Annotated in this window: 22 protein-coding genes and 1 other RNA gene; 21 read left to right on the top strand and 2 right to left on the bottom strand. The window is 40.7% G+C overall.

Annotation, left to right across the window (positions count from 1 at the left end; genetic code table 11):
* Positions 1–174, bottom strand: a transfer-messenger RNA (tmRNA) gene (gene ssrA / locus Q7P67_RS11440); the annotation flags it as partial.
* Between the two features lie 82 nt (positions 175–256).
* Positions 257–802, bottom strand: a complete 546-nt coding sequence (locus Q7P67_RS11435) for an NAD(P)H-dependent oxidoreductase (protein ID WP_303852252.1) — start codon at positions 800–802, stop codon at positions 257–259.
* Positions 803–1,007: 205 nt separating this feature from the next.
* On the opposite strand from Q7P67_RS11435, the gene Q7P67_RS11430 reads away from it, so the two are divergent.
* From Q7P67_RS11430 to Q7P67_RS11330, 21 genes are all read left to right on the top strand, one after another.
* Entirely contained in the window at positions 1,008–1,457 is a 450-nt protein-coding gene (locus Q7P67_RS11430) for a lytic transglycosylase domain-containing protein (protein WP_303852250.1), read from the top strand.
* 4 nt (positions 1,458–1,461) lie between these two features.
* The gene (gene galE / locus Q7P67_RS11425; protein ID WP_303852248.1) at positions 1,462–2,466 is read left to right on the top strand and encodes a UDP-glucose 4-epimerase GalE; all 1,005 of its coding nucleotides are present in this window, start codon (positions 1,462–1,464) and stop codon (positions 2,464–2,466) included.
* Positions 2,463–3,350, top strand: coding sequence for a glucose-1-phosphate thymidylyltransferase RfbA (rfbA, locus tag Q7P67_RS11420; protein ID WP_303852246.1), 888 nt, complete (start codon positions 2,463–2,465; stop codon positions 3,348–3,350). The genes galE and rfbA overlap by 4 nt, the downstream gene beginning before the upstream one ends.
* Positions 3,350–3,901, top strand: a complete 552-nt coding sequence (rfbC, locus tag Q7P67_RS11415; protein ID WP_303852245.1) for a dTDP-4-dehydrorhamnose 3,5-epimerase — start codon at positions 3,350–3,352, stop codon at positions 3,899–3,901. Before rfbA ends, rfbC begins: the two co-directional genes overlap by 1 nt.
* Positions 3,898–4,764, top strand: coding sequence for a dTDP-4-dehydrorhamnose reductase (gene rfbD / locus Q7P67_RS11410; protein WP_303852244.1), 867 nt, complete (start codon positions 3,898–3,900; stop codon positions 4,762–4,764). Before rfbC ends, rfbD begins: the two co-directional genes overlap by 4 nt.
* Entirely contained in the window at positions 4,761–5,831 is a 1,071-nt protein-coding gene (gene rfbB / locus Q7P67_RS11405; RefSeq protein WP_303852243.1) for a dTDP-glucose 4,6-dehydratase, read from the top strand. The genes rfbD and rfbB overlap by 4 nt, the downstream gene beginning before the upstream one ends.
* Positions 5,831–7,861, top strand: coding sequence for a YjbH domain-containing protein (locus Q7P67_RS11400; RefSeq protein WP_303852241.1), 2,031 nt, complete (start codon positions 5,831–5,833; stop codon positions 7,859–7,861). The genes rfbB and Q7P67_RS11400 overlap by 1 nt, the downstream gene beginning before the upstream one ends.
* 83 nt (positions 7,862–7,944) lie before the next feature.
* Positions 7,945–8,220, top strand: coding sequence for a hypothetical protein (locus tag Q7P67_RS11395; RefSeq protein WP_303852239.1), 276 nt, complete (start codon positions 7,945–7,947; stop codon positions 8,218–8,220).
* Between the two features lie 202 nt (positions 8,221–8,422).
* Positions 8,423–8,896, top strand: a complete 474-nt coding sequence (locus Q7P67_RS11390) for a hypothetical protein (protein ID WP_303852237.1) — start codon at positions 8,423–8,425, stop codon at positions 8,894–8,896.
* 67 nt (positions 8,897–8,963) lie between these two features.
* Positions 8,964–11,978: an SLBB domain-containing protein gene (locus Q7P67_RS11385; RefSeq protein ID WP_303852235.1), complete on the top strand. Its 3,015-nt coding sequence runs from the start codon at positions 8,964–8,966 to the stop codon at positions 11,976–11,978.
* 9 nt (positions 11,979–11,987) lie between these two features.
* The gene (locus Q7P67_RS11380) at positions 11,988–12,638 is read left to right on the top strand and encodes a hypothetical protein (RefSeq protein ID WP_303852233.1); all 651 of its coding nucleotides are present in this window, start codon (positions 11,988–11,990) and stop codon (positions 12,636–12,638) included.
* A complete protein-coding gene (locus tag Q7P67_RS11375; protein ID WP_303852231.1) occupies positions 12,623–13,507 on the top strand; it encodes a Wzz/FepE/Etk N-terminal domain-containing protein in 885 nt (294 codons plus the stop codon). Before Q7P67_RS11380 ends, Q7P67_RS11375 begins: the two co-directional genes overlap by 16 nt.
* Positions 13,504–14,280: a glucose-1-phosphate cytidylyltransferase gene (gene rfbF / locus Q7P67_RS11370; RefSeq protein WP_303852229.1), complete on the top strand. Its 777-nt coding sequence runs from the start codon at positions 13,504–13,506 to the stop codon at positions 14,278–14,280. Before Q7P67_RS11375 ends, rfbF begins: the two co-directional genes overlap by 4 nt.
* The gene (rfbG, locus tag Q7P67_RS11365; RefSeq protein ID WP_303852228.1) at positions 14,265–15,380 is read left to right on the top strand and encodes a CDP-glucose 4,6-dehydratase; all 1,116 of its coding nucleotides are present in this window, start codon (positions 14,265–14,267) and stop codon (positions 15,378–15,380) included. The genes rfbF and rfbG overlap by 16 nt, the downstream gene beginning before the upstream one ends.
* Entirely contained in the window at positions 15,377–16,249 is an 873-nt protein-coding gene (locus tag Q7P67_RS11360; protein ID WP_303852227.1) for an NAD(P)-dependent oxidoreductase, read from the top strand. The genes rfbG and Q7P67_RS11360 overlap by 4 nt, the downstream gene beginning before the upstream one ends.
* Positions 16,246–17,577, top strand: a complete 1,332-nt coding sequence (gene rfbH, locus Q7P67_RS11355) for a lipopolysaccharide biosynthesis protein RfbH (protein ID WP_369696027.1) — start codon at positions 16,246–16,248, stop codon at positions 17,575–17,577. The genes Q7P67_RS11360 and rfbH overlap by 4 nt, the downstream gene beginning before the upstream one ends.
* Positions 17,574–18,845 carry an NAD(P)/FAD-dependent oxidoreductase gene (locus Q7P67_RS11350; RefSeq protein WP_303852224.1) on the top strand — a complete coding sequence of 424 codons (1,272 nt, stop codon included), beginning with the start codon at positions 17,574–17,576 and terminating at the stop codon, positions 18,843–18,845. Before rfbH ends, Q7P67_RS11350 begins: the two co-directional genes overlap by 4 nt.
* Entirely contained in the window at positions 18,826–19,776 is a 951-nt protein-coding gene (locus Q7P67_RS11345; RefSeq protein WP_303852223.1) for a glycosyltransferase family 2 protein, read from the top strand. Before Q7P67_RS11350 ends, Q7P67_RS11345 begins: the two co-directional genes overlap by 20 nt.
* 1 nt (position 19,777) lies before the next feature.
* Entirely contained in the window at positions 19,778–21,277 is a 1,500-nt protein-coding gene (locus Q7P67_RS11340) for a lipopolysaccharide biosynthesis protein (protein ID WP_303852222.1), read from the top strand.
* A gap of 52 nt (positions 21,278–21,329) precedes the next feature.
* Positions 21,330–22,133, top strand: coding sequence for a glycosyltransferase family 25 protein (locus Q7P67_RS11335; RefSeq protein ID WP_303852221.1), 804 nt, complete (start codon positions 21,330–21,332; stop codon positions 22,131–22,133).
* Positions 22,133–23,392, top strand: a complete 1,260-nt coding sequence (locus Q7P67_RS11330; protein ID WP_303852220.1) for a hypothetical protein — start codon at positions 22,133–22,135, stop codon at positions 23,390–23,392. Before Q7P67_RS11335 ends, Q7P67_RS11330 begins: the two co-directional genes overlap by 1 nt.
* The last annotated feature ends 1 nt before the right edge of the window (position 23,393 follow it).

Genomic DNA, 23,393 nt, shown 5'->3' with positions numbered 1-23,393 from the left:
GTTGTTTGTGCCCTCAGTCAGACCATGGGCGAGTCTTAACTGAGGACATCGTGCCTTAAGCGGCAGCGAGTGCGTATTCGTCGTTAGCAATTATATGCTTTGGCTTTACTAACGGGGTAACCCCCCCGGCATGCTCCCGTGACCTACGTTTCCCCGTCGAAACCGTGCGCCCCCGTGAGATAAGATACGAAAGCTCCCGCAAAGGGGAGCTCTGTATCAGATACTATAGTAAACCGCTGAGATTTTGCAAGAAATATTACATCAGCTCAAGTCTTTCCTTCAGTTCCTGCGCATGAGCAAGCGCCTGTTTCTCAACTTCGTTTTTATCGCCGGAAACACCAGGGATATAAGTCATTCCGTATGAAATTATATCCTCCGCCGCCTCCATCTGTGTGAACTCACAGAGTGCTCTGACAGGCTGGAGCAGAACTTCCATATGGTCGTGTTCCGGTGTTATGTATTCATGTTTTGAGCCGCCCACAGTCATTGATATTACTAGCTTTTTACCTTTCAGCTTATCACCTCCGGTTCCGTATGCGAAACCGTAAAGCAGAACGTCTTCAAACCATTTCTGTAGTATTGACGGTGTGCTGAACCAATAGAAAGGGAACTGCAACACAATGATATCCGCATCGGTCAGCGCATTTTGTTCTGCTGAAACGTCAAATTCGCCGTTTTTAAGGTTGTCCGCAAGTATGCGCACGGAAACGTTATCCACCCTTTTCATAAACTCGCTTATGAGCTTATTCGAAAGAGAGTTTTCAGGATGGGGATGCCCCATTGTCAGAACTGTTTTTTTCATGTAGAACTCCTTAGGTTCATCTTATGCTATAATGACAGCAGAAGAGCCGGAATGTCCATGTGAAGATTTACAGAAAATTATCATAATCAAACTTCACAAATAAGCCTCTATTGTGTATAAAAATCTTATGCATTTATATATGACATTCGCAAGAATAATAAGCTGTTCATGTAGGCATTTGTTAATAGGGTTGTTTTTTGCATTATTGCTGTCTTGTCGGGCTTTTGCATACGACGAGGAATGTCTTGCCAGAGCGTCTGCCAGATACGGTGTGCCGGAGATAGTCATCAAGGCTATCATAGATATGGAAAGCGGCGGGAACAGGCTAGCCGTAAATATTGAAGGGAAGCCGTATTTCCCTAAATCTGACTACGATGCGGAGCAGCTCCTCGGAAAGAATAAAGGGAAGAGCACAGATGTCGGTCTTATGCAGGTGAACAGCTTCTGGTTCGCAAAGCTGGGGGTTCCCCAGTCATACGGGTTCAGCGAATGCTTTAATATAAATTTCGGCACATGGATACTTGCATATGAGATAGGTAACCACGGGCTTAATCTTAAAGCTATCGGTAAATACCATTCCCCTGATGAGCTGCGCGGAAAGTCGTATGCATCAAGAATACTCGATAAAATGATTAAAATATTAAATAAAGGATGATTAAATGAACAAGATACTTGTCACAGGCGGTGCCGGATATATCGGCAGCCACGTTGTTAAACAACTGGCGCAGGATACTGATAATTGTATAACTATTCTTGACAATTTTTCCACCGGTTTTCTTGATACTATTAAAATACTTCAATCAAAATTCAACAATATTGATATTGCAGAAATGGATCTTTGTCACTGGGATAAGGTCGCTGACTTTATGAACCATGGAAGATTTGATGCCGTAGTGCACTTCGCAGCTTCATTGGTTGTTCCTGAATCGGTGCACGAACCGCTCAAATATTACCTCAATAACACAGCCAACACGGCAAATCTGGTTCAGTGCTGCATAGCCGCAGGTACAAATAAGTTTATTTTCAGCTCCACCGCCGCCGTCTATGGTGAACCAATTCTTGTGGGTGATGCCGGAGTGACTGAAGATATGCCTTTAAGCCCTATAAACCCCTATGGCAGAAGTAAGAATTTCAGCGAATATGTTATAAGGGACGCAGCGTTTGCAAATGAAGCGTTCCGTTTTGTTATCCTCCGCTATTTCAACGTTGCCGGAGCCAACGAGGACGGGCTTATCGGACAATCAACACTTAACGCCACTCATCTTATAAAGGTTTCTGCTGAAACTGCTTTGGGAAAAAGAAAAAAAATGAGCATCTTCGGAACGGATTATCCCACTGCCGACGGCACTTGTGTAAGAGACTACATACATGTGGACGATCTGGCATCGGCGCACATCAAGGCTCTTGATTATCTCGGGAACAATAAAGAAGGGATATTTAACTGCGGTTATGGCTATGGTTATTCCGTCCGCGAGGTGATAGAGACAATGAAACGTGTCAGCGGTGTGGATTTCACTGTTGAAGAGGCGCCCAGAAGAGAGGGGGATCCTGCCCTTCTGATATCCGACAGTTCGAAGATAAAGGAGCTGATGGACTGGAAACCGGAACATGATGACCTTGAATATATATGCAAAACAGCTCTTGAATGGGAGAAAAAACTATGAAGGGAATCATACTCGCAGGCGGAAGCGGAACAAGACTGTTTCCGGCAACGAAAACCATCTGTAAACAGCTTATACCCATTTACGATAAACCTATGATCTATTATCCGCTTTCAACACTTATGCTGGCAGGGATAAGAGACATATTGATAATAAGTACGCCTCTGGATATACATCGTTTCGAATCGCTTTTCGGCGATGGCAAAGAGTTCGGACTCAACATAAGCTATGCGGTTCAGGATGCACCTAACGGGCTGGCAGAGGCATTTATAATAGGCGACAGCTTCATAGGGAAGGACAACGTTTGTATGGTGCTGGGCGATAACCTCTTTTACGGGCGCGGACTATCCCAGATGCTGAAAAAAGCCGTTAATGATGTCGAAACTAAGGGCGGGGCATCTGTTTTCGGGTACTATGTCAACGACCCGGAAAGATACGGTGTTGCAACCTTTGATGAAAACGGCAATGTCACCAGCATTGAAGAGAAGCCGGAAGAACCCAAATCCAACTATGCGGTCACAGGACTTTATTTTTACGACAATGATGTCATTCAGATATCTAAAGACACAAAACCTTCCGCACGTGGCGAGCTTGAGATAACTGCCGTTAACAATGAATACCTTAACAGGGGCAATCTGCGGATAGAGCTTTTGGGCAGAGGCTTTGCATGGCTTGACACGGGAACACACGAGAGCCTTCTGGAGGCTTCTGAGTTCATTCATATCATAGAAAAAAGGCAGGGCATTAAGATTGCCTGCATCGAAGAGATAGCCTTTCGCAGCGGCTGGATAGACAGAGAACAGGTTATCAGACTTGCTGAGCCCATGATAAAGAATGAGTACGGTAAATACCTGATAAAAATGACAGACCCCGGGATGGTCAACTGATGCCTTTCGAATTTAAGAGATACCCGATAGATGGACCCGTGCTGGTTGTGCCCAAAGTGTTTCCGGATGAACGCGGATTTTTCCTTGAAACTTATAAGAAATCGGATTTCGTTCAGAACGGTATCGATGCTGAATTTATACAGGATAACCATTCTAAGTCTGTAAAAGGCGTTCTGCGCGGGCTGCATTACCAGATACATCCACATGCGCAGGGTAAACTTGTGCGCTGTATCCAGGGTGAGATACTCGACGTAACCGTGGATATCAGAAAAAGTTCCTCGACATTCGGAAAATGGGTGGCTGAGAGACTTTCCGCCGAAAACAGGAAAATGCTTTATATCCCGATCGGTTTCGCACACGGTTTCCTTGTGCTGAGCGATACTGCGGAGATAATTTACAAGGTTCACGGAGGCGAGTATGCACCTCAGTGTGACAGAGGGATTGCGTGGAACGACCCCGAACTGGCGATAGACTGGGGCGTTAAGGATGTTATCGTATCTGAAAAGGATATGAAACAGCCCCTTCTGAAAGATGCAGAGGTATTTGGATGATATGGCTTGTCGGCTGTCGCGGTATGCTGGGTAAAGAGTTTGCCGCAGCTTTCGATAAAGCCGGCATTGCATACACCGGTACCGGTTCCGAAACAGATGTGACGGATAAAAAGGCTGTTATATCATTTGTTTCCGGAAAGAACTTCACTTATATAATCAATTGCAGCGCATATACAGCCGTTGATAAAGCCGAATCGGAAGAGAACAGGGCAATGCTCATCAATTGTGACGGCGTTTTCAATCTTGCAATGGCGGCTAAACAGACTGATGCCGTTCTGATACATTTTTCAACTGATTATGTGTTCGACGGAGAAGCGTCGGAACCCTACAAAGAGACTGACGCCACAAATCCGGTTTCAGCTTATGGCAGAACGAAGCTCGCCGGAGAGAAGGCTCTTATCGATATCGCCGATAGGTATTTCATATTCAGAATAAGCTGGCTTTACGGCAGATTCGGCGGAAATTTTGTTTCCACAATGATAAGGCTGATGAATGAACGCGATTCGCTGGGAGTTGTTGACGACCAGAAAGGATCACCCACTTATACAAAGTGTCTCGCTGAAAACATTATCAGGCTTATGAATTCCGGTTCAAATAAATACGGGATATATCACTGTAGTGACGAAGGCGTCATTTCATGGTATGATTTCGCAGCCGCTATTTACAGGATGGGTAAAGAGAAGGGGATAATCCGCAAAAACGTGGAACTCAGAAGGATCACTACCGACCAGTATCCCACTCCTGCGAAGAGACCAGCCATGTCTGCGTTCAACAAAGACAAGATCAAGGGGCTGGACGGTTTTAAACTTAACAGATGGGAAGATAACCTGTCTGACTATTTTGAAAATTACGGTGAGAAGTGAGAAAATTCAGGAATATCGCAGTGACGGGCGGAGCCGGATTTATAGGCTCCAACTTTATACGTTTTATATTTCAGAGCGGCGGATTTAAAGGGCGTGTCATTAACATCGACAAGCTGACATATGCCGGAAACGCTGAAAGCCTTGCTGACGTTCAGGCTGCGCAGGGCGACAGATACGTTTTTGAAAGGATAGATATCTGTGATTTCGATGCAGTGAAAAACTGCCTTGTAAAATACGATGTGGACTGCATAGTGCATTTCGCTGCCGAATCCCACGTCGACAGGTCGATACACGGTCCTGCGGAGTTCATACAGACCAATATCGTGGGTACTTTCAACCTTCTTGAGGTGTGCAGACAGGTCTGGAACGGCAGAAACGACGTGCTCTTCCATCATGTCAGCACCGATGAGGTTTTCGGTTCCCTCGGTGCGGAAGGATATTTCTACGAGACCACACCCTATGACCCCAGAAGCCCTTATTCCGCTTCAAAGGCTTCTTCCGACCACATTGTGAACGCCTATTTCCACACATACGGTATGGACATCACAATGTCCAACTGCACAAATAATTACGGTCCTTATCAGTTTCCCGAAAAGCTGATACCGGTAATGCTGCTTAACATGCTGGAAGACAAGCCGCTGCCTGTTTACGGCGACGGTATGAACATACGCGACTGGCTTTATGTTATTGACCATTGCAGCGGCATATGGGCGATAGTATGCGGCGGCAGGCTCGGCGAAACCTATAACATAGGCGGCGAGAACGAATGGACGAATATCGATCTTGTCAACCGCATGTGCGAACTTACGGCTGAAAAGACAGGAAAAGACAAAGACCATTATAAGAAACTGATAACATACGTTAAAGACCGCCCCGGGCATGACAGACGCTATGCCATCAAGTGCGATAAGATAAAAAATGAACTCGGATGGAAACAGTCCGTAACGTTTGATGCCGGGCTGAGCCTCACAATCGACTGGTACCTGAACAATCAGGCATGGACAGATAGCATTAAAAGCGGGGAATACCTCCGTTGGGTGGATAAAAATTACGGCGGAAGAGCTTAGTGAAAAAAGTATTATTTTGCCTGCTGCTGATCTGTTCCCTATCGGCTGCATTTGCCGAATCGCCGGAAGGGTATTTCAGTTCGTCATCTGAAAACGGACTGACGGGTATTTTCGAAACCCCGACGGCACGCATTATGGACGAAAATACGTTCAGAGTATTTTTTAACCAATCCAAGCCATACAGAAACTACGGCGTGGGAGTTTCACTTTATGACAGGCTGGAGCTCAGCGGCAGATTTACGGAGATATTAGGCGCGGATATGTCGGAAACTGACGAAGACTATTGGGGCAATTATGGTGATTTTAAAGATAAGTTCGTTGCTGCAAAGCTAAGAATAAGAAAAGAAAGCAAATACCTTCCTGAAATATCAGTCGGTCTTAATGACCCGCATGGAACTAAACATTTTAGTGCTCAATATTTGGTAATGTCGAAACAGGTATATCCGTTTGATTTCAGTTTTGGAGTTGGACTTGGAAGGTTTGGAGATAAACCTTTCAGTGAATATAGTAAAAAAGATATGCTGGTTAATTTCGTAAATCTTAAGGAATATTACAATAACGGTAATCCGTTTTTTAGCATAAATTTCAGACCATCTGATAAGTATGCAATAGTGTATGAGTATAGTCCGGTGGATTATGAAAAACAAAAGAATGATCCTGCATTGCAGTATGGGCTGGTTCATTCAGATTCCAAACACAGTATAGGTATAAGATACCATGTTGCCGATAATTTATATCTGACGGCATCATATCAGCGTGGGAACCAGATCGGTTTCGGTGTCACGACCCCGTTCAGAATAGGAAATCCGCTTATACCTATATTTAATGCTAAGCCCTATTACGGAGCGGACGTAAAAGAGAGCGGCGACGATTATGTGAAGATACGGGCGGCTCTCAACGGCAGCGGGCTTGACCACTACAATATATACATAGAAAACGATACCGCATATATCGACTTCCAGAACAGCAGATATTTCTTTGAATACGATGCTCTGAAAGCATTTGTAGATTCTCTTTACGCCGTGAAACCGAACGTAAAAAATTATGTGGTGACAGTCTCCTCGAACGGTGTGCAGATATATAATTTCAGAACGGATTCGGAGCTTATCGCCCTTTACGGCGAAAATAAAATAACCTTTGACGAAATGTACAGCTATATGTATGTCAGAACCGATTACCGCGATATGCCCATGCTCAAAGGGCTTCCCAAGTATGAAGCGTCACGCGGCACATATGGTATTCTGCCTAACCTGAATTTCTATATCAACGACCCGTCCGGATTCTTTAAAGGGGCTATGGGCGTAAGAGGCTGGGTAGGATACGACATTGCTGACAACTTAACAGCGGTTGGCGGTCTGGCTTATTATCCCGTTAACAATATTTCCACTATAAACGAAAACATGCAGGATGCCGTCAGGTCGGATGTCGCCGATTATACCGATAACGCCATGATCCTTGATATGGCACTTTTTGATTATAAAGACAGAATCAGAAATACTGATATCTTTGCGAATATTGAGGCGGGGATACTTGAGATGCAGTATTCCGGTGTAAACGCAGAAGCCGCTGTTCCGTTTTTCAACAACAGATTTCTTTTGGGTGTAAGCGGCAGCTATGTGAAGAAAAGAGACAGCGAAGACATGGTCGGATTGGCAGACAGGGGCGCATATCATACCGCGTTCGTAAAAACCAGAGTGCACTTTGACAGAATTAAAACGTATGTAGATGTGGATGCAGGAAGATTTCTTGCCGGTGATGTCGGTGCAAAAGTGAAAATTACCAAAAAGATAAACGACGTCGAAATATCCGCATGGGTTACGAAAACAGATACGTCAGGCTTTGACAGTAAATACAACAGGGGGTATACTGATAAAGGGATAATGTTTACAATACCTTTGAGACTCTTTTCAGGAAAGGACTCCCGTACGGTATACTCTCAGAAGTTCGTTCCGTGGACAAGAGATGTGGGTGCTCAGGTCAGCGAATTTACACCTTTGTTCGATTATGTAGATAGAAACTACAAAAAATAGTATTGACAAATGCTATAGCCATAGGTAATTTTAAAGGATAGATGGAAATTTATGGTATGCAAATAATAAATGAGAGGTGCAGGATGAAAAAGTTACTTACGTTGGTTATGATCGTTGCCCTTCCCGCAGCAGTATTCGCTGCTGAAGCCGCAGCAGGTGCAGGAGCAGCAGGTTCAGGTTCTGCCGGCGCTGGCGCAGGAGCCGGTGCAGCAGCAGGCGCCGGAGCGGCAGGCGCAGGAGCGGCAGTAGGCGGTATCACAGCAGGAACAATTGCAGCAGGTGTTGCGGCAGCAGCAGCTGTCGGAGCGGCTGTAGCAGCTTCTTCTGACGATTCCAGCTCAACAACAGCTCACCACTAAGATAATAAAAAAGGGAGTCTTTCGGGGCTCCCCAGGTTGTTGACAAACTCGGATTTTATTAAATCAATGAGACTGCTTCGTCGCTAAGCTCCTCGCAGAGACGGTTTTTTCCTTTCGTCTTTGCGAGCAAAGCGAAGCAATCTCGTGTTTATAAGTCTTTGTCATCAGTCTGGGGAGTCTTTCGGGGCTCCCGCTTTTTTTCATGCGAAATTCAATAATAATTTTTCTGCTTGTTTTTGTGCCCTGTTTTGCTTTTGCCTCTGACTATGAAGCGTTGGAGAGCTGCGAGTCTTTTTTTATCAGTCTGAAAAGCAGGGACTACGGCAAGGTATGGAACGCTCTCAGTGACAAGTCCAAAAAAACAATAGTGGACGACGTTTATTCGGAAATGAAGAAAACCGGAGAAAAGGTCGAGCTTTCTGCCATTCAAAGCGATTTCGGAACATGTTCGTATCTGTGCAGAACCTATTGGGATTCATTCCTTGAACGGTTTGACCCTGATTTTGCACTGAACGATTCTGAGTGGTCACTCGGTGAGCAGAAAAAAGACTATGCCGAAATTATCCTCAAATATAAAAATTCATCAAATCCTGCTGTTTTGAAGATGTACAGGGAAAACGGTGCCTGGCGGTTTGGTTTCACAGAGACATTCTGGACCAGAAAACTTTTTATGTGAATATGAATTTTACTTGTAACGCTTGTTGTGATAAACTCGCATAACGATTTTTATCAAGGTGAGGATGATGAAGAAAATTATAATTCTGCTTATGTCGGTTCTTGCAGCGACATATGTATTTGCAGCCGGCAGTGCAGATGAGGCATTGTTTAACCAGATAATCAATTCCCAGAAAGATAAATTCCGACTTAATAACACACAGACCCAGAATCAGGACAGGAATCTTAATAATTATAATCAGCAGAATCAGATGCAGCGTCCTGCCCAGCAGCAGAACATGCCTGCCAATACTTCTCCTTACCAGCAGCAGATGCAGCCGCAGCAGTTTCAGCAGCCCTTTCAGCAGAACAGTGAACAGATGCGTATCGGAATGCAGGCGCCTCTGAAAGAATATAGTATTTACGGTCATGATATGTTTTACAGCTCCGATGTCGATCAATCATCATCTTCTGCGGGACAGTTCATTGCCGATCAGAATGTAAATATCCCCGACGACTATGTTCTGGGGTCAGGCGACTCCGTGCGTCTCCAGTTTTGGGGAAGAACAGCGAAAACTGAGGATCTGATACTCGACAGGTCTGGCGAAGTTTATTCCGAGACTCTGGGACGCATACCGCTCGGCGGACAGAGCTACGCGCAGGCAAAAGCCGTCGTCAGCAAGATGGCTGCGGGTATGGAGGGCGTTTCTGCAAGTCTTGTCATAAGCAACACCAAAACCGTTAAGGTTCTTGTATCCGGAAGCGTTGCAAAACCCGGATATTATATAATGAACGTGTTCGGAAACGTTACTCAGGCGATTGTGAACGCCGGTGGAGTCAAGGATTTTGCAGATATAAGGAAAGTCTCGCTCATCAGAAACGGTAAAACCATAGACACCATAGATTATTACGATATGGTCAATAAAGGCACATATAAACCGAAAATTCAGAAGCTGATGCCGAATGACGTTATTTTTGTACCGAGAACCTCGAAAAGGGTTCTTGTTGAAGGTGCTGTCAAAACTGAGGCATACTACGACATCCGCAGCGAACACAACGTTAATGACGTTATCAGGCTCGCTGGCGGTCTTTCGTCAGACGCTCTCAGCAGCAACATAGTCCTGACAAGAGTTAACAAGAAAGATATGAAGTACAGCGTCAGAAGCATCGACCTCAGCAAAGGAAAGGATGCCGCTGTCCGCATTGAAGACGGGGATAAGATCACCGTTTACAGCGTCAATCAGGATAATATCAACTCTATAAAAGTCAGCGGCAATACGATGTACCCCGGTGAATACGAATTTAAACAGGGAATGAAAATTTCCGATATAATCAAAAACTCAGGCTATCTGCTCCCGGATACGGAAATGGACTATTCATATGTTCTCAGACGCGATTCCGCTTCCAGCGAGACGATCATCGTCCCGTTCAGTCTGAACGATATATTCAGAGATAAGTCTTCAAAAGCAAATCTTACCCTGCATCCTTACGACGAGATCGTTGTCGTCGGCAAATATCAGGTGATGGACAATATCCAGATTGACGTTTCCGGCGAGGTGATCAATCCCGGAGACTACCCCGCAAAGAAGAATGCCACTGTATACGACATGATTGTCGAAGCGGGCGGGTTCACCAGCAATTCCGATAAAAATTCGATTGAAATAGTGAATTATGAAAAAGGGAGCTACTCCTCACAATACATAGACGTCAACAGAGCCATGTCTGTAAAGGCTCCTCTGCAGGGTTTTATAGTCGTACACGGTATTTATGAGTCCGCTGTTTTTAACTATATAGAGGTCAGCGGGGACATCCTTAACGAAGGGGAGTTCATCTTTCATAAGGGAATGTCCCTTAAAGAACTTCTCGATAAAGCGGTGAGTACGGAAAAAAGAAACGAAAAATACTCGGTTCTTATATACAGAAAAAACAGGACGGACGGCGGAAGCGAGATGTTCAGTCTAAATCTGAAAAATCTCTCGGACGGCAAGGCGGCGTACCAGCTTGAACAGGGGGATAAGATCGTTGTCAAACTTATTCTCAGGGATACGGTCAGATATGTGAACATAGAGGGCGCCGTTGTGGAACCCGGTACATATCAGCACGCGGAAAATCTCACGGTTGCCCAGCTTATCATCATGGCAGGCGGTCTTAAAGACAGCGCATACCCGGACACAATAGAAATTGTCAGGAAAGAGATTAAAAACGGCGGCGTTGAACAGAAGTATCTTTCAATAGACAAAGATAAAATAAATGTGACCAGCCTGATCCCAGGTGACAGGGTTGTCGTAAGGGATATAAGCGAATACAATAAAATGGAATACGTCACCCTTACCGGAGAAGTTAAATTTCCCGGCAAGTACCCGATCAAGAAGGGTGAAAAACTCTCCAGCGTCATTGAGCGCGCAGGCGGTTTTACGGATAAAGCATATCTGAACGGAGCCGTATTCAACAGGGTTCGTGTAAGGATTGAAAAGCAGAAAATGCTTGATAAGATGATCACAAACCTCGAACGTGAAATCCTCGTAAACGCAAACGTGGAAGCTATGACTGCAAGCACCACTACGAGTGTGGACTCCTCAGAACTCATGCTCAAGACAAAAGACCAGTTTATAAGCTCCATGAGAAAGCTGAAGGCCGATGGACGTGTTGTTCTGAAACTCAGCCATCCGAGACTTCTTAAAGGCAGCGCAAACGATATGGAGCTTGAAAACGGTGATGAGCTGATTATTCCGAATACGCCTTCTACAGTGGTCGTTTCAGGTTCGGTGCTCAGCCCCGGAGCATTTGTATTTAACTCCAGAATGGATTGGGAGGATTACATAAAGCTCACCGGCGGTCTGCTTTCTCAGGCTGATAAAAAGAATATCTTTATAATGAAGGTGAACGGCACAGCGCAGAAGGTCGGCGGTGATGCCATAAGCTGGTCGCCTCAGAACGACAGATGGGAGTTTTCATACTTTAAAAAGGAATCCTCTCTGAATCCAGGAGATACGATAATGGTACCTGATAACTATAACAGGATACCATGGATGAGAAACATAAAAGATGTTACTCAGATTATGATGCAGATAGCCGTGACTGCCGGCGTTCTTACGAATATATAGGGTGGAAGTATGAAAATATTTGTTTTTTTGATGCTTGTGGGTGTATCTGTTGTTTGCTACGCGGCACCGCAATACGGCAACACTCCGTACCAGCAGCAAAGCTCCGGTGACAATGTTAACCAGAGCCTACCGGTGACATGTGACACATATGACAGCTGCGTTGATTTGGGGCTTCAGGAAAGAAAGGCAGGGATTAATTCTGTTCTTTTATATTTTTCTGACAGCGCCAAAGAGAGTAAATATGGGATTTATGATAATATATACGTCAAACTTAACGGCAACACTTGCCCTCCGATTTTGAATGTATATAAAACAGTTAATAATATTAATTATATTATGGATGTTTTTGCCGGAAACCGCATAAACAGCTGTATCAAATACTATGCAAATATTACAGGCGATAACAGGGAACGTGATATTATCGTCAAACAACTTGAAATTACATATTGCAATCTCGATGAGCTCTTTGAGAATTGCCAGCAGGGTATTATTTATACAAAAGTTAACGATTTTGGCACGGGAGGCGAAAAAAAAGAACCGCAGGTCAAACAGTTTAACGGTTCTGACCCGAATAATATGGTGCCCGGCTACAACCTAGGCACTGAAAATACCGTACCGCTAAATACCACAGGGAATGAGTCCGTATGGCAGCAGAGATGAAAGAAACTATGAATAACTCCGATGAGATAGATCTCAGAGAAATTTTTCTGGTAATCTGGAAAAGGAAATTCTGGATAGCCGGATTCGTTTTTGTCGTGTGCGCTATCACTGTTTTTGTTGTTCTCAGAATGGACAATATCTATGAGTCAAAAGCAATTTTACGCCCATCACAGAATAATACAGGTCAAATGTCTTCCATGGTATCTAACCTTGGAGGTCTTGCCAGTCTTGCCGGGATCAATCTTGGCAGCAGCGGTAACGTTTCGCCATATAATACAATGAATGCAATCCTACAGGATGATGATTTTATATATTCGTTTGTAATTAAAAATAAATTTGAATCAAAAATTGTCGATGATTTTGATGAACTGTCAGTCACTGATAAATATAAAGAAAACCCTAAATTCTTTATTGTTAAGTCGTTTGATGACAGTTTAAATTTTACGGAAGATGCAAAATCAGGATTATTCATGCTCTCTTTTCAAAATAAAGACAGGTTGTTTGCTAAAAAAGTTGTAGATACCTTGCTTATTGCGGTTAGTGCACAATATAAGACCGTTGAAATGAAAAATGTTCAGGAGCGTATTGATAAATATAAGAGTGAGATGGAGAAAATTTCGGATATCACACTTAGAAACAAATTGGCAGAGGTTGTTGCCGGGCTGATACAAAATAAGGTACTTTCGCAGGCTCAGGAGTATTATGGGTTTGATATCATTGTTAATTCAGGTGTTGCAGACGAATTGGGAAAAGTTAAACCTAAACGTGCTTTGATTTGTATTGTTGTGGCGTTCCTTAGTTTTTTCACGGCAGTTATTGTTGCATTAATATCTGATAGTTTTAAGATAAGAAGCAAAGGTGTTAAATGAAAGTTGTCATTCTTGCCGGCGGGTACGGAACAAGGCTTAGCGAAGAGACAGATCTCAAACCTAAACCCATGGTAGAAATAGGTGGTAAGCCGATACTTTGGCATATAATGAAAATATATTCTGCGTACGGCTATAATGAATTCATAATATGTCTTGGGTATAAAGGCTATACTATAAAAGAGTATTTTGCTCATTATTTTTTACATAATTCTGATGTCACATTTGATTTCAGTAATAATAACGAGAGACACATTCACACCCACAATGCGGAACCATGGAAAGTTACGCTTGTTGATACAGGTCTTAACACCATGACAGGCGGTCGTATTAAACGAATTCAGGAATATACAGACGGACAGCCGTTTATGCTGACATACGGCGACGGTGTCGGTAATATTGATATTTCTAAACTTGTTGCGTTTCACAAAAAACATGGGAAAACCATCACAATGACATCATCTCAACCTGAAGGTCGCTTCGGAGCTTTAAACATTACAGAAGGCAACAGGGTTGATAGTTTCCTTGAGAAACCGAAAGGAGACGGCGCGTGGATTAATGCCGGATTCTTTGTATGTGAGCAAAGAGTTTTCGATTATGTAGCTGATGGAGACTCTACGATATTTGAACAGACTCCATTGCAAAATCTTGCAAAAGAGGGAGAAATGTTTACATATAAGCATACTGGATACTGGAAACCCATGGATACCCTCAGAGACAAAATAGAACTCCAAAAGCACTGGGATAATGGAACGGCACCGTGGAAAACCTGGTAAGCAAAAACCTCTTTCAAGGGGTTTATAAAGGAAAAAGAGTTTTTCTGACAGGGCACACCGGTTTTAAGGGTTCTTGGTTGGCTTTGTGGCTTAGATCTATGGGGGCCGAGGTATGCGGTTACGCGCTTGCTCCGAATACAAATCCCAGCCACTTTGAGTTAATAAAGCCGGATATTGCTTCAGTTTATGGTGATATAAGGAACAGAGACGGGCTTAATAAAGTTATGCAGGACTTCAGACCTGAAATTGTATTCCATTTAGCGGCCCAACCTCTTGTGCGATATTCTTACGAAAATCCTGTGGAAACTTATGAGACAAATGTAATCGGAACCCTGAATGTATTTGAGGCATGTCGGCAGACAGATTCGGTCAGAGCCATTATAAATGTCACAAGCGACAAATGCTATGAGAACAAAGAATGGATTTGGGGCTATAGAGAGAACGACCCTATGGGTGGTTATGATCCTTACAGCTCAAGCAAAGGTTGTTCAGAACTGCTTACATCTTCTTATAGAAATTCATATTTTAATTTGGCTGAATATGGAAACAAGCACAACACACTCCTTGCCAGCTGCCGTGCGGGTAATGTTATCGGGGGTGGTGACTGGGCACAGGATAGACTTATTACAGATATCATGATAGCTGCCAGCCGCGGCGAAACTGTAAAAATAAGAAACCCTTATGCTACAAGACCTTGGCAGCATGTTCTTGAGCCGTTAAGCGGTTATCTTAATATAGGGCAAATGCTTCTTGAAGGTAAAAAAGAGTTTTCGGAGGGATGGAATTTCGGACCCACGGATGAAGGGAATATCACAGTGGGAGAAGTTGTAAAGAAAATTAAAGAATCATGGGACAAACTGGATTACGAGATAGAGAAGAGTGACAATAACCCTCACGAAGCAAAATTCCTCAAACTTGACTGTTCAAAAGCGGCTTACATGCTGAAATGGAAAAATGTGTGGAATTTCACCAATACATTCAAAGTAACTGTTGAATGGTATAAGGAGTTTTATACAAACAATGATATTCTTACTTACAGACAATTAAATAAATATATTGTTGATGCTGCTTGTAAAAATATGCTTTGGGCGATTAAATGAGTATTCTGCTCACTGGTGCAACAGGTTTTTTGGGCAGCCATATTCTCAAAAGGCTCATAAGTCTCAATCATGACGTGGTTGTTTTGAAAAGAAGCAAATCAGATTTGTGGAGGCTTGAGAGCATTGCAAATAAGATTAAAATGTATGATGTTGATATAGTTCCGTTAGAAAAGATATTTGAAGAATGTAAAATAGACATAGTTATACATACTGCTACGACCTACGGAAGAAATAATGAGAGTTTAAGTCAGATTCTGGAAACTAATCTCATGTTTTCTATCAGATTATTGGAGACAGCAGTTCGTTTCAATACGGATACTTTTTTCAATACGGATACTTTGCTGTATAAATATCTTAATACATATTCTTTATCTAAAAAGCAGTTTACAGAATGGCTGAAGAGTATGTCTGATAAAATACGTGTGATAAATTTGAAACTTGAGCATATGTATGGAATAGACGATGATAATAAAAAATTTATCAGTTGGGTTATTGAGCAAATGATTGGTAATGTTTCATGCATTAATTTGACTGAAGGAAAACAAAAAAGAGATTTTATTTATATAGACGATGTAGTTGATGCTTATATTATTGTTCTTGAGAAATATGCGCAAATGAGTAGTTTTAACGAGTTTGATGTTGGAACTGGAACACAGGTTGAGTTAAAAAAATTTATAGATATGATTTACGAGGAAGTTAAGAAGCATAAAGACATACGCACCGTTTTGAACTTTGGAGTTGTTCCTTACCGTGAGGGCGAGTTTATGGATATTGACGAAAATGTCCAGCCTTTACTTGAATTGGGCTGGAAACCAAAGACATCATTGGAAGACGGAATAAAAAAACTTGTCAGTGAGAAATTAAAATGAATGAAAAGGATAAATTAAGAGCCGAGATATTGGAAAAAACAGCTGAATACTATAGATTAGTCCATAAAGAGGAGCAGGAAAAATCTTTTGTGTCAGGCAAGAGCCGCGTTAACTACGCGGGGCGTGTTTTTGACGAACAGGAGATGGTCAATCTTGTTGACAGCTCTCTTGAATTCTGGCTCACATACGGCAGGTTTTCCAAAGAATTTGAACAGAAGTTCGCTCAGTATCTGGACGTTAAATGGGCTTTTCTTGTGAATTCAGGCAGTTCGGCAAACCTGCTCGCATTTTTTGCTTTGACCTCGCCTCTGCTAAAGGACAGAGCTGTGAAAAGAGGTGACGAAGTTATTACTGTTGCAGCGGGATTTCCCACAACTGCCGCTCCCATCGTCCAGTTCGGTGCAGTTCCTGTTTTTGTCGATATGGAACTTGATACTTACAACATAGATACGTCAATGCTTGAAAAGGCTGTCAGCTCTAAAACAAAAGCAGTGATGATAGCTCATTCACTCGGTAACCCGTTCGATATCAAAAAAGTTAAAGAATTTTGCGATAAGCATAACCTGTGGCTGATAGAAGATAACTGCGATGCTCTCGGCTCAAAATATGACGGCAAATTTACCGGAACATGGGGTGATATCGGTACAAGCAGTTTCTATCCTCCGCACCATATGACAATGGGCGAAGGCGGGGCTGTCTACACAGATAACCCTCTGCTTAAAAAGATCATATTGTCAATGAGAGACTGGGGTCGTGACTGCTGGTGCGACAGCGGTGTTGACAACACATGCAAGGCAAGATTCACCCAGCAGTTCGGAACTCTGCCGAAGGGTTATGATCATAAATACGTTTACAGTCATTTCGGATTCAATCTGAAAATATCTGATATGCAGGCGGCTGTGGGCCTCGCTCAGCTTGAAAAATTTCCGCATTTCATAGAGAAGCGCAAAGAAAATTTTAAACTTCTTAAAGAAGCACTCCATGGTGTTGAAGACCAGCTCATCTTGCCGAAAGCGGCGAAAGATTCAGATCCGAGCTGGTTTGGCTTCATGATGACGTTAAAAGACGGAGTAGGCTTTACCCGCAATGAACTTGTTGAGTATCTTGAAAATAACAATATACAGACACGTAATCTTTTTGCGGGGAATATGCTTAGGCATCCTATGTTCGACAGCCTTATAAACGGCGTTGACTACAGGGTTGTCGGTGAACTCAAAAATACTGACAAGATAATGAATGACAGTTTTTGGGTGGGAGTCTACCCCGGTATGAAAAAAGAAGCTGTTTATTATATAGTTGATAAGATAAAAGGATTTTTATCGAAATGATAGCTGTTCTTGGTGCCGGTATTGCCGGAATTTCTGCTGCATATCACCTTGGATTGAACGGGCAAAAAGCAGTTGTATTCGAAAAAGATGGTGATTGGGGCGGACTTTGCGGGGATTTTGAAGTTGCAGGGTTCCGTTTTGATAAGGCAATACATCTTTCCTTTACAGAAAATGAATATGTTCGCAAGCTATTTTCTGAGTCTTGTGAATATTTTACACATAATCCTCTGGCATACAACTACTATAAAGGTGTCTGGCTGAAACATCCGGCTCAGAATAACCTTGCACCACTGCCTTCAGATGAAAAAGTTAACATTATAAGTGATTTTATAAGCAATAAATTTGATTCTGAGATCAAGAACTATGAAGATTGGCTGAAAGCACAATATGGAGAATACTTCGCAGAAAATTTTCCTATAAGATATACCAGAAAATATTGGACCTATGAAGCAAAGGAACTCAGTACCTCATGGGTTGGAAACAGAATGTACCGACCGGATATAAAGGAAGTGCTGAAGGGTGCATTTGACGAGGACACCCCAAACACATATTATGCAAAAGAGATGCGTTATCCAGTGAAGGGGGGATATAAGTCTTTCATAAAAAAAATGGCTGACGATTGTTCAATTGAGTTAAATAAAGAAGTTGTAAATATAGACGTTACAAATAAAATTGTATCTTTTTCAGACGGTTTAAATTTAACGTATGAGCATGTTATCTCAAGCCTGCCGCTTCCTGAATATCCCAAACTTATTAAAAATATGCCTGATCAGGTGGTTTCTGCCTGCAACAGGTTGGTTTGGACAAGTGTTGGACTGGTTTCTATAGGGTTAAAACGTTCCGATATACCGAAACACCTGTGGTTTTATGTTTATGATGAAGATATTCCTTTTGCAAGATGTTATAGTCCGAGTATGAAATCGCCTTACAATGTACCGTATGGGTGCAGTTCATTGCAGCTTGAGGTTTATTACTCAAAAAACAGACCGCTCAGCTTCAGCAGTGCGGAACTAATTAATATTTGTGTTAACAAACTTGAAAAAATGGGTGTTATCGACAGAAAAGATATTGTTGTAAGTGACTTCAGGTGTGCCGAATACGGTAATGTTGTTTTTTACCACGGTATGGAAAAGGACAGGCAAACAGTTTTGGATTATCTTGAATCTGTCGGTATATGCACGATTGGCAGGTTCGGTAAATGGGATTACCTTTGGAGTGATCAGAGTCTATTGAGCGGAGGAGAATGCCTTGGAAACAAGATTTTCTGATAAGTTAACCATAGCTATCCCATGTTATGAAAGGTACGATTATTTTGAAGAAGCTGTTAATAGTGCAATAAACCAGACAGTTCGTTGTTCTGTCATTGTTGTTGACAATGGCTCGTCACATAATAAATTTAGAGATTATATTGAAAGATTGAACGATAACCGCATAAAATATTATAGAAACGAAAAGAATATTGGAATGTTCGGTAACTGGAATAAATGTTACCTATACAGTGAAACTGAATATGTGATGATTTTGGGTGATGATGACATTCTGAATCAGGGTTTTGTAGAAGAATTTGAAAAAGCTGTCAGTCAATATGATATTGATATCTATTTTTCTGATTTTGTATTTCTCTATGAAAAAACACAAGTTCGTCATCCGTATAAATTAATTTTTGGGTCTTCTGACATCGGAAAAATCAAGAAAAAAGCTTGTTTTGAAGGCTTGTCTTTTCCAACGATTTCTCAATGTACCAGACGTAAGATTATGGTCACCCACCCTTTTATGGAAAATCCGCATGGGAGTAATGATTGGCTGCATATATACACTTTGGATGATGATCTCAAAGTGTATGGAAATGATAAAGTTCTGATGACTTACAGAAGACATTTGTTAAACGATAGTTCTATCAATGCAATTACAACCGGGGCAACTCTGCCTGTTATATATTGGCAGCTTTATAAATATTATGAAAAGGACGATAATGTTGCTGCTCAATCTGCAAAAAGGAATGCCATAAAGAGGCTTTTGATTAATATCATAAAAGGTAATTTTCGTTTTAGAGAATATTTGATGCAGCAGAATTACTATGCAGACTATTATCGCAATGTCATTTTTCCTCAACATAGGTATTTGCGTTTTATGGCGTATTCAAAAGCAATTATGTGTAGTTCAAAACTCGCGTATGCTCTAATCAAGATGTTAAAGTAACATGACAAAGACTGCCAATGCCAAGCGAAACATAATTTTTGACCTATTTATCAAACTTGTGACCATTCTGGTAGCATTTTTTTCTATTCCAATATATTTGAACTGTCTTGGCGATGAACTATTTGGAGCTAATCAGCTTCTTAGTCAGTTGATGACCTATATCAACCTTGCCGAAGCAGGTTTAGGCGCATCCTTACTTGTGGCGCTGTACGGTACACTTGCTAATAACGACACTGAAGGTTCTGTAAACTTAATCGCAGCGGCGCACCGCATATATAATTACATAGGTATATTTGTATGTATTTCAGCTACAATTTTTTCGTTTTTTATTGGTAATCTTTTTGATATTGCAGTTGAACACAGGTTTCAGGTTCAGGTTGCTTTTATATTTTACTCTTGTAGCATCGGTATATCGCTTTGTATGATGGCTCCTACTATGCTGATACGGGCTGACCAGAAATATTATAATATTGCCGCGTTTTTTCTTGTTCTGAACCCTTTTGGTGTTATTATTTCTATTATATTTCTCAAATTAGGTTTTTCGCTTATAAGTGTAGCATTTTCAGTCTTCGTTGCTAATTTCTTTGCGTACTACTTGAGCAATCGCAGAGTTAAAAAACTTTACCCTTGGCTAAAGCTGAAAAGCGAACATCCAAATTATAAACAGCTTAAATCTGTCAAATATGTATTTATTGATAAACTGCTGGTTGTCGCGGTTTTTCAGACAGATTATATTCTAATCTCTTATTTCATCTCAGTTGCGGCTGTGTCAACATACGCAATTTACAACACTTTTTTTATTGTTTTGCGTACTTTCCTCTGGATACCGATAAATCATTTACAATATGGTCTTGGAGAAATGTTCTATAAATCTGATTTAGAGAGTATCCGCAGAATCTGGCGTGATGTCATAAGTGCAGGATTCATTTTGGTTGGAGCAGTTTGTATCACAGTTTATTTTCAGATAGATTATTTCGTTTCTCTTTGGGTTGGCAAGGAATATGTGCTTGACAAACCAATAGTGATTTTGTTTTTAATCAATCTTGTATACTTGATAACTGTGCACCCTTCAACAATGGTTGTCAGCGCCAGAAATATGTTTAAAGAACGCGTTCCCGGGTCTTTTATGGAAATGTCTTTGAATCTGATTTTTTCTGTGATTCTGATGAAAAAATATGGAGTTTTTGGCGCTGTTCTTGGAACAACAATAGGGCACTTATCTTCCAATGCGTGGTTCATTCCTTATTTAGCTTCAAAAATTCTTGAGATTAGGTTTTCAGCATATTGGATTATGGTTTTGAAATATGTTTTATCAATAATTGCAGTTTTCTTTATAGTGAGAGAGGGTCGCGCCTATTATGGTGGAGGAAGCTGGTTTTCGTTTTTTACTAAATCTTCTATAATTTTTCTTTCATCACTTTTCTTGTTAGTCATTACTAATTTGTATTCTTATGACACAAGGTGTATGCTGAGAAGACTAAAGGCTATTATAAAACTTTAATCTCTTTATATTCATATATTGAGAGTATAAAACACAATAAAGGAAGAGCTAAATGGAAAAGAATGATATAGGTATTTATTTAGTTTCTTTAGAACAGGATAGTGATAGAAGAGAAAAATTGAAATCAATGTTTCCTTCTTTCTATAACCTTTTTAATCTGATTAATGCTGTTGATGGCAGAAAGGTTTCTGCAAAAGACTATTACACTAATACGTTTGGCTATTTTTTACGTAACCGAACTATAATGTCTCCTGCTGAATTCGGTTGTACACTTAGTCATATTAAAACACTAGAAACATTTTTGAAAACAGAACAACAATACGCATTAATATTTGAAGATGATGTTCTTGGTAGGGATTGCGATATAAATGCAGTCCTCAATATTTTACCATCTATTCCAGAAAATACTGTTTTGATTTGTGGGGGGCAAGATGGCATAAAAACTAATAAATATATATATGGTAAGAAGGCGTTTCATGAACATGTATATAAGATTCATCCTCTATCGTATAAATATGTATTTAGAACATGTTGTTACGCAGTAACACGCAAGAGTGCTTATGAAATAGTTAAATATCATGAGAGTAAACTTACTCTTGCAGATAAATGGAGCGAATTTTTCAGAGATAATGATATATTTTTATGCTACATAGAATGCTTTTCGCATCCGAGGGATCTATCTAATAGCCATATAGAACAAGATAGAAAAAACCAACAAAAAATTACATTATTTAAGAAAATTTTTAGTTTCGGTGTTGTTTTTAGAATTTATAGATTATTTAGAAAGGTATTTGTTAGTACATATTGTAAATTATCTGGTTATGAGGAAGTTGTTAAGGGTATAAAAGAGGTATAATGCTAGTAATTGATGTCCTACTGTTATTTTTTCTTGTAAATGGGTTTTATATATATCCCCCCCTCAATAGTTCATTAATTGTTCCTTTTCTTGTTGTTTTTCTTGCATTTTTTAGTAGAGGGGTCTTATTAAATGAGTTTTCTAGCATAATTAAAAATAGATATTTAACGAGAATAGTTAGCGCAATTATTTTTTTATTTTCAACCTCCTTACTGATTCCTATTTTGCACCAAACCTATGATTTTTCATATGCAGTTGATTTTATTTCCCAGAGTATTCAGCTTGTTTGTATATCTTCGTTTGCATGTTTAATGCTTTATCATGCATCAATAATTGGCGTGAAGCCCAGCGAATATGTCGAGATTCTAATAATCAAAATATTTTTATTGCAGTCTTTTATCCAGATATTTGCGTTTGTATTTTCAGATTTTGCTGATTTTGTCCACATATTTTATAAGCCAGAAGTTGTTGAATATATGTATGAAAGATATGGTGGAGGTGTTCGAGGCTTGGCCTTAACAGGTTCTCCTGGTTGGGGACTAGCGGTTGGCTATGGTCTTGCATTTTTATTTTTTTTCAAACATGAATTAATTGGAAAAGTAATAGGGGTTAGTTTTTGCATAAAACTTTTTTTATTAATACTTGGTGCATTTTTTAGTGGTCGTTCAGCCTTTGTTGGATTGTTGCTTGCAATTGCTTTTTACATATTTTCAAAAGACACCTTCCTAAAGAAGATAGGTAATTTGTTTAAAGCAATTATTTTAGCTACTTTGATTACGACCATGGCTTGGGTGTTATTTCCCACTTTTATAGAGCAACTTGTTTTAAAAGTGTTTCCATTTGTATTTGAATTTTATTTTAATTATCAAAATCATGGTGAGTTATCAACAAACTCTACAGATGTTTTGATCAATATGTGGCAGATAAATATTCCAGATCTGACATATATTTTTGGTGATGGTTTTTTTACCGATAAATACACTGGTTTATATTACAAAAATACCGATGTTGGTTATCTACGAAATATCTTATTTGGCGGATTTTTTTGGACTGCTTGCATGATAGGCTATCAATTTTTATTACAAGGTTTAAATTCGTATAGTTTTGAAAAACACACAAGATATTTTCTATTTACACTGTTTATATTTACATTATTCCTTGAATTTAAAGCAATGACGCTTGGATATAACAAATATATGTTTACTATTATTGTTTTATATGTATTGTCTTTGTCTTACGATGAAAAAAGGATAAATTAAT

This window comes from Seleniivibrio woodruffii (assembly GCF_029267515.1).
Classification (GTDB): domain Bacteria; phylum Chrysiogenota; class Deferribacteres; order Deferribacterales; family Geovibrionaceae; genus Seleniivibrio; species Seleniivibrio woodruffii_A.
The sequence above is the reverse complement of the archived record's forward strand: the minus strand, read 5'-3'. Positions and strand labels throughout refer to the sequence as shown.

Coding starts and splice junctions, on each gene's coding strand:
- Q7P67_RS11335 (WP_303852221.1), top strand. CDS start 21,330: ATGGAAAAGAATGATATAGGTATTTATTTAGTTTCTTTAGAACAGGAT.
- Q7P67_RS11375 (WP_303852231.1), top strand. CDS start 12,623: ATGGCAGCAGAGATGAAAGAAACTATGAATAACTCCGATGAGATAGAT.
- Q7P67_RS11385 (WP_303852235.1), top strand. CDS start 8,964: ATGAAGAAAATTATAATTCTGCTTATGTCGGTTCTTGCAGCGACATAT.
- galE (WP_303852248.1), top strand. CDS start 1,462: ATGAACAAGATACTTGTCACAGGCGGTGCCGGATATATCGGCAGCCAC.
- Q7P67_RS11435 (WP_303852252.1), bottom strand. CDS start 802: ATGAAAAAAACAGTTCTGACAATGGGGCATCCCCATCCTGAAAACTCT.
- Q7P67_RS11360 (WP_303852227.1), top strand. CDS start 15,377: ATGAGTATTCTGCTCACTGGTGCAACAGGTTTTTTGGGCAGCCATATT.
- Q7P67_RS11380 (WP_303852233.1), top strand. CDS start 11,988: ATGAAAATATTTGTTTTTTTGATGCTTGTGGGTGTATCTGTTGTTTGC.
- rfbH (WP_369696027.1), top strand. CDS start 16,246: ATGAATGAAAAGGATAAATTAAGAGCCGAGATATTGGAAAAAACAGCT.
- rfbD (WP_303852244.1), top strand. CDS start 3,898: ATGATATGGCTTGTCGGCTGTCGCGGTATGCTGGGTAAAGAGTTTGCC.
- rfbC (WP_303852245.1), top strand. CDS start 3,350: ATGCCTTTCGAATTTAAGAGATACCCGATAGATGGACCCGTGCTGGTT.
- Q7P67_RS11330 (WP_303852220.1), top strand. CDS start 22,133: ATGCTAGTAATTGATGTCCTACTGTTATTTTTTCTTGTAAATGGGTTT.
- rfbA (WP_303852246.1), top strand. CDS start 2,463: ATGAAGGGAATCATACTCGCAGGCGGAAGCGGAACAAGACTGTTTCCG.
- Q7P67_RS11340 (WP_303852222.1), top strand. CDS start 19,778: ATGACAAAGACTGCCAATGCCAAGCGAAACATAATTTTTGACCTATTT.
- Q7P67_RS11350 (WP_303852224.1), top strand. CDS start 17,574: ATGATAGCTGTTCTTGGTGCCGGTATTGCCGGAATTTCTGCTGCATAT.
- Q7P67_RS11390 (WP_303852237.1), top strand. CDS start 8,423: ATGCGAAATTCAATAATAATTTTTCTGCTTGTTTTTGTGCCCTGTTTT.
- rfbF (WP_303852229.1), top strand. CDS start 13,504: ATGAAAGTTGTCATTCTTGCCGGCGGGTACGGAACAAGGCTTAGCGAA.
- Q7P67_RS11395 (WP_303852239.1), top strand. CDS start 7,945: ATGAAAAAGTTACTTACGTTGGTTATGATCGTTGCCCTTCCCGCAGCA.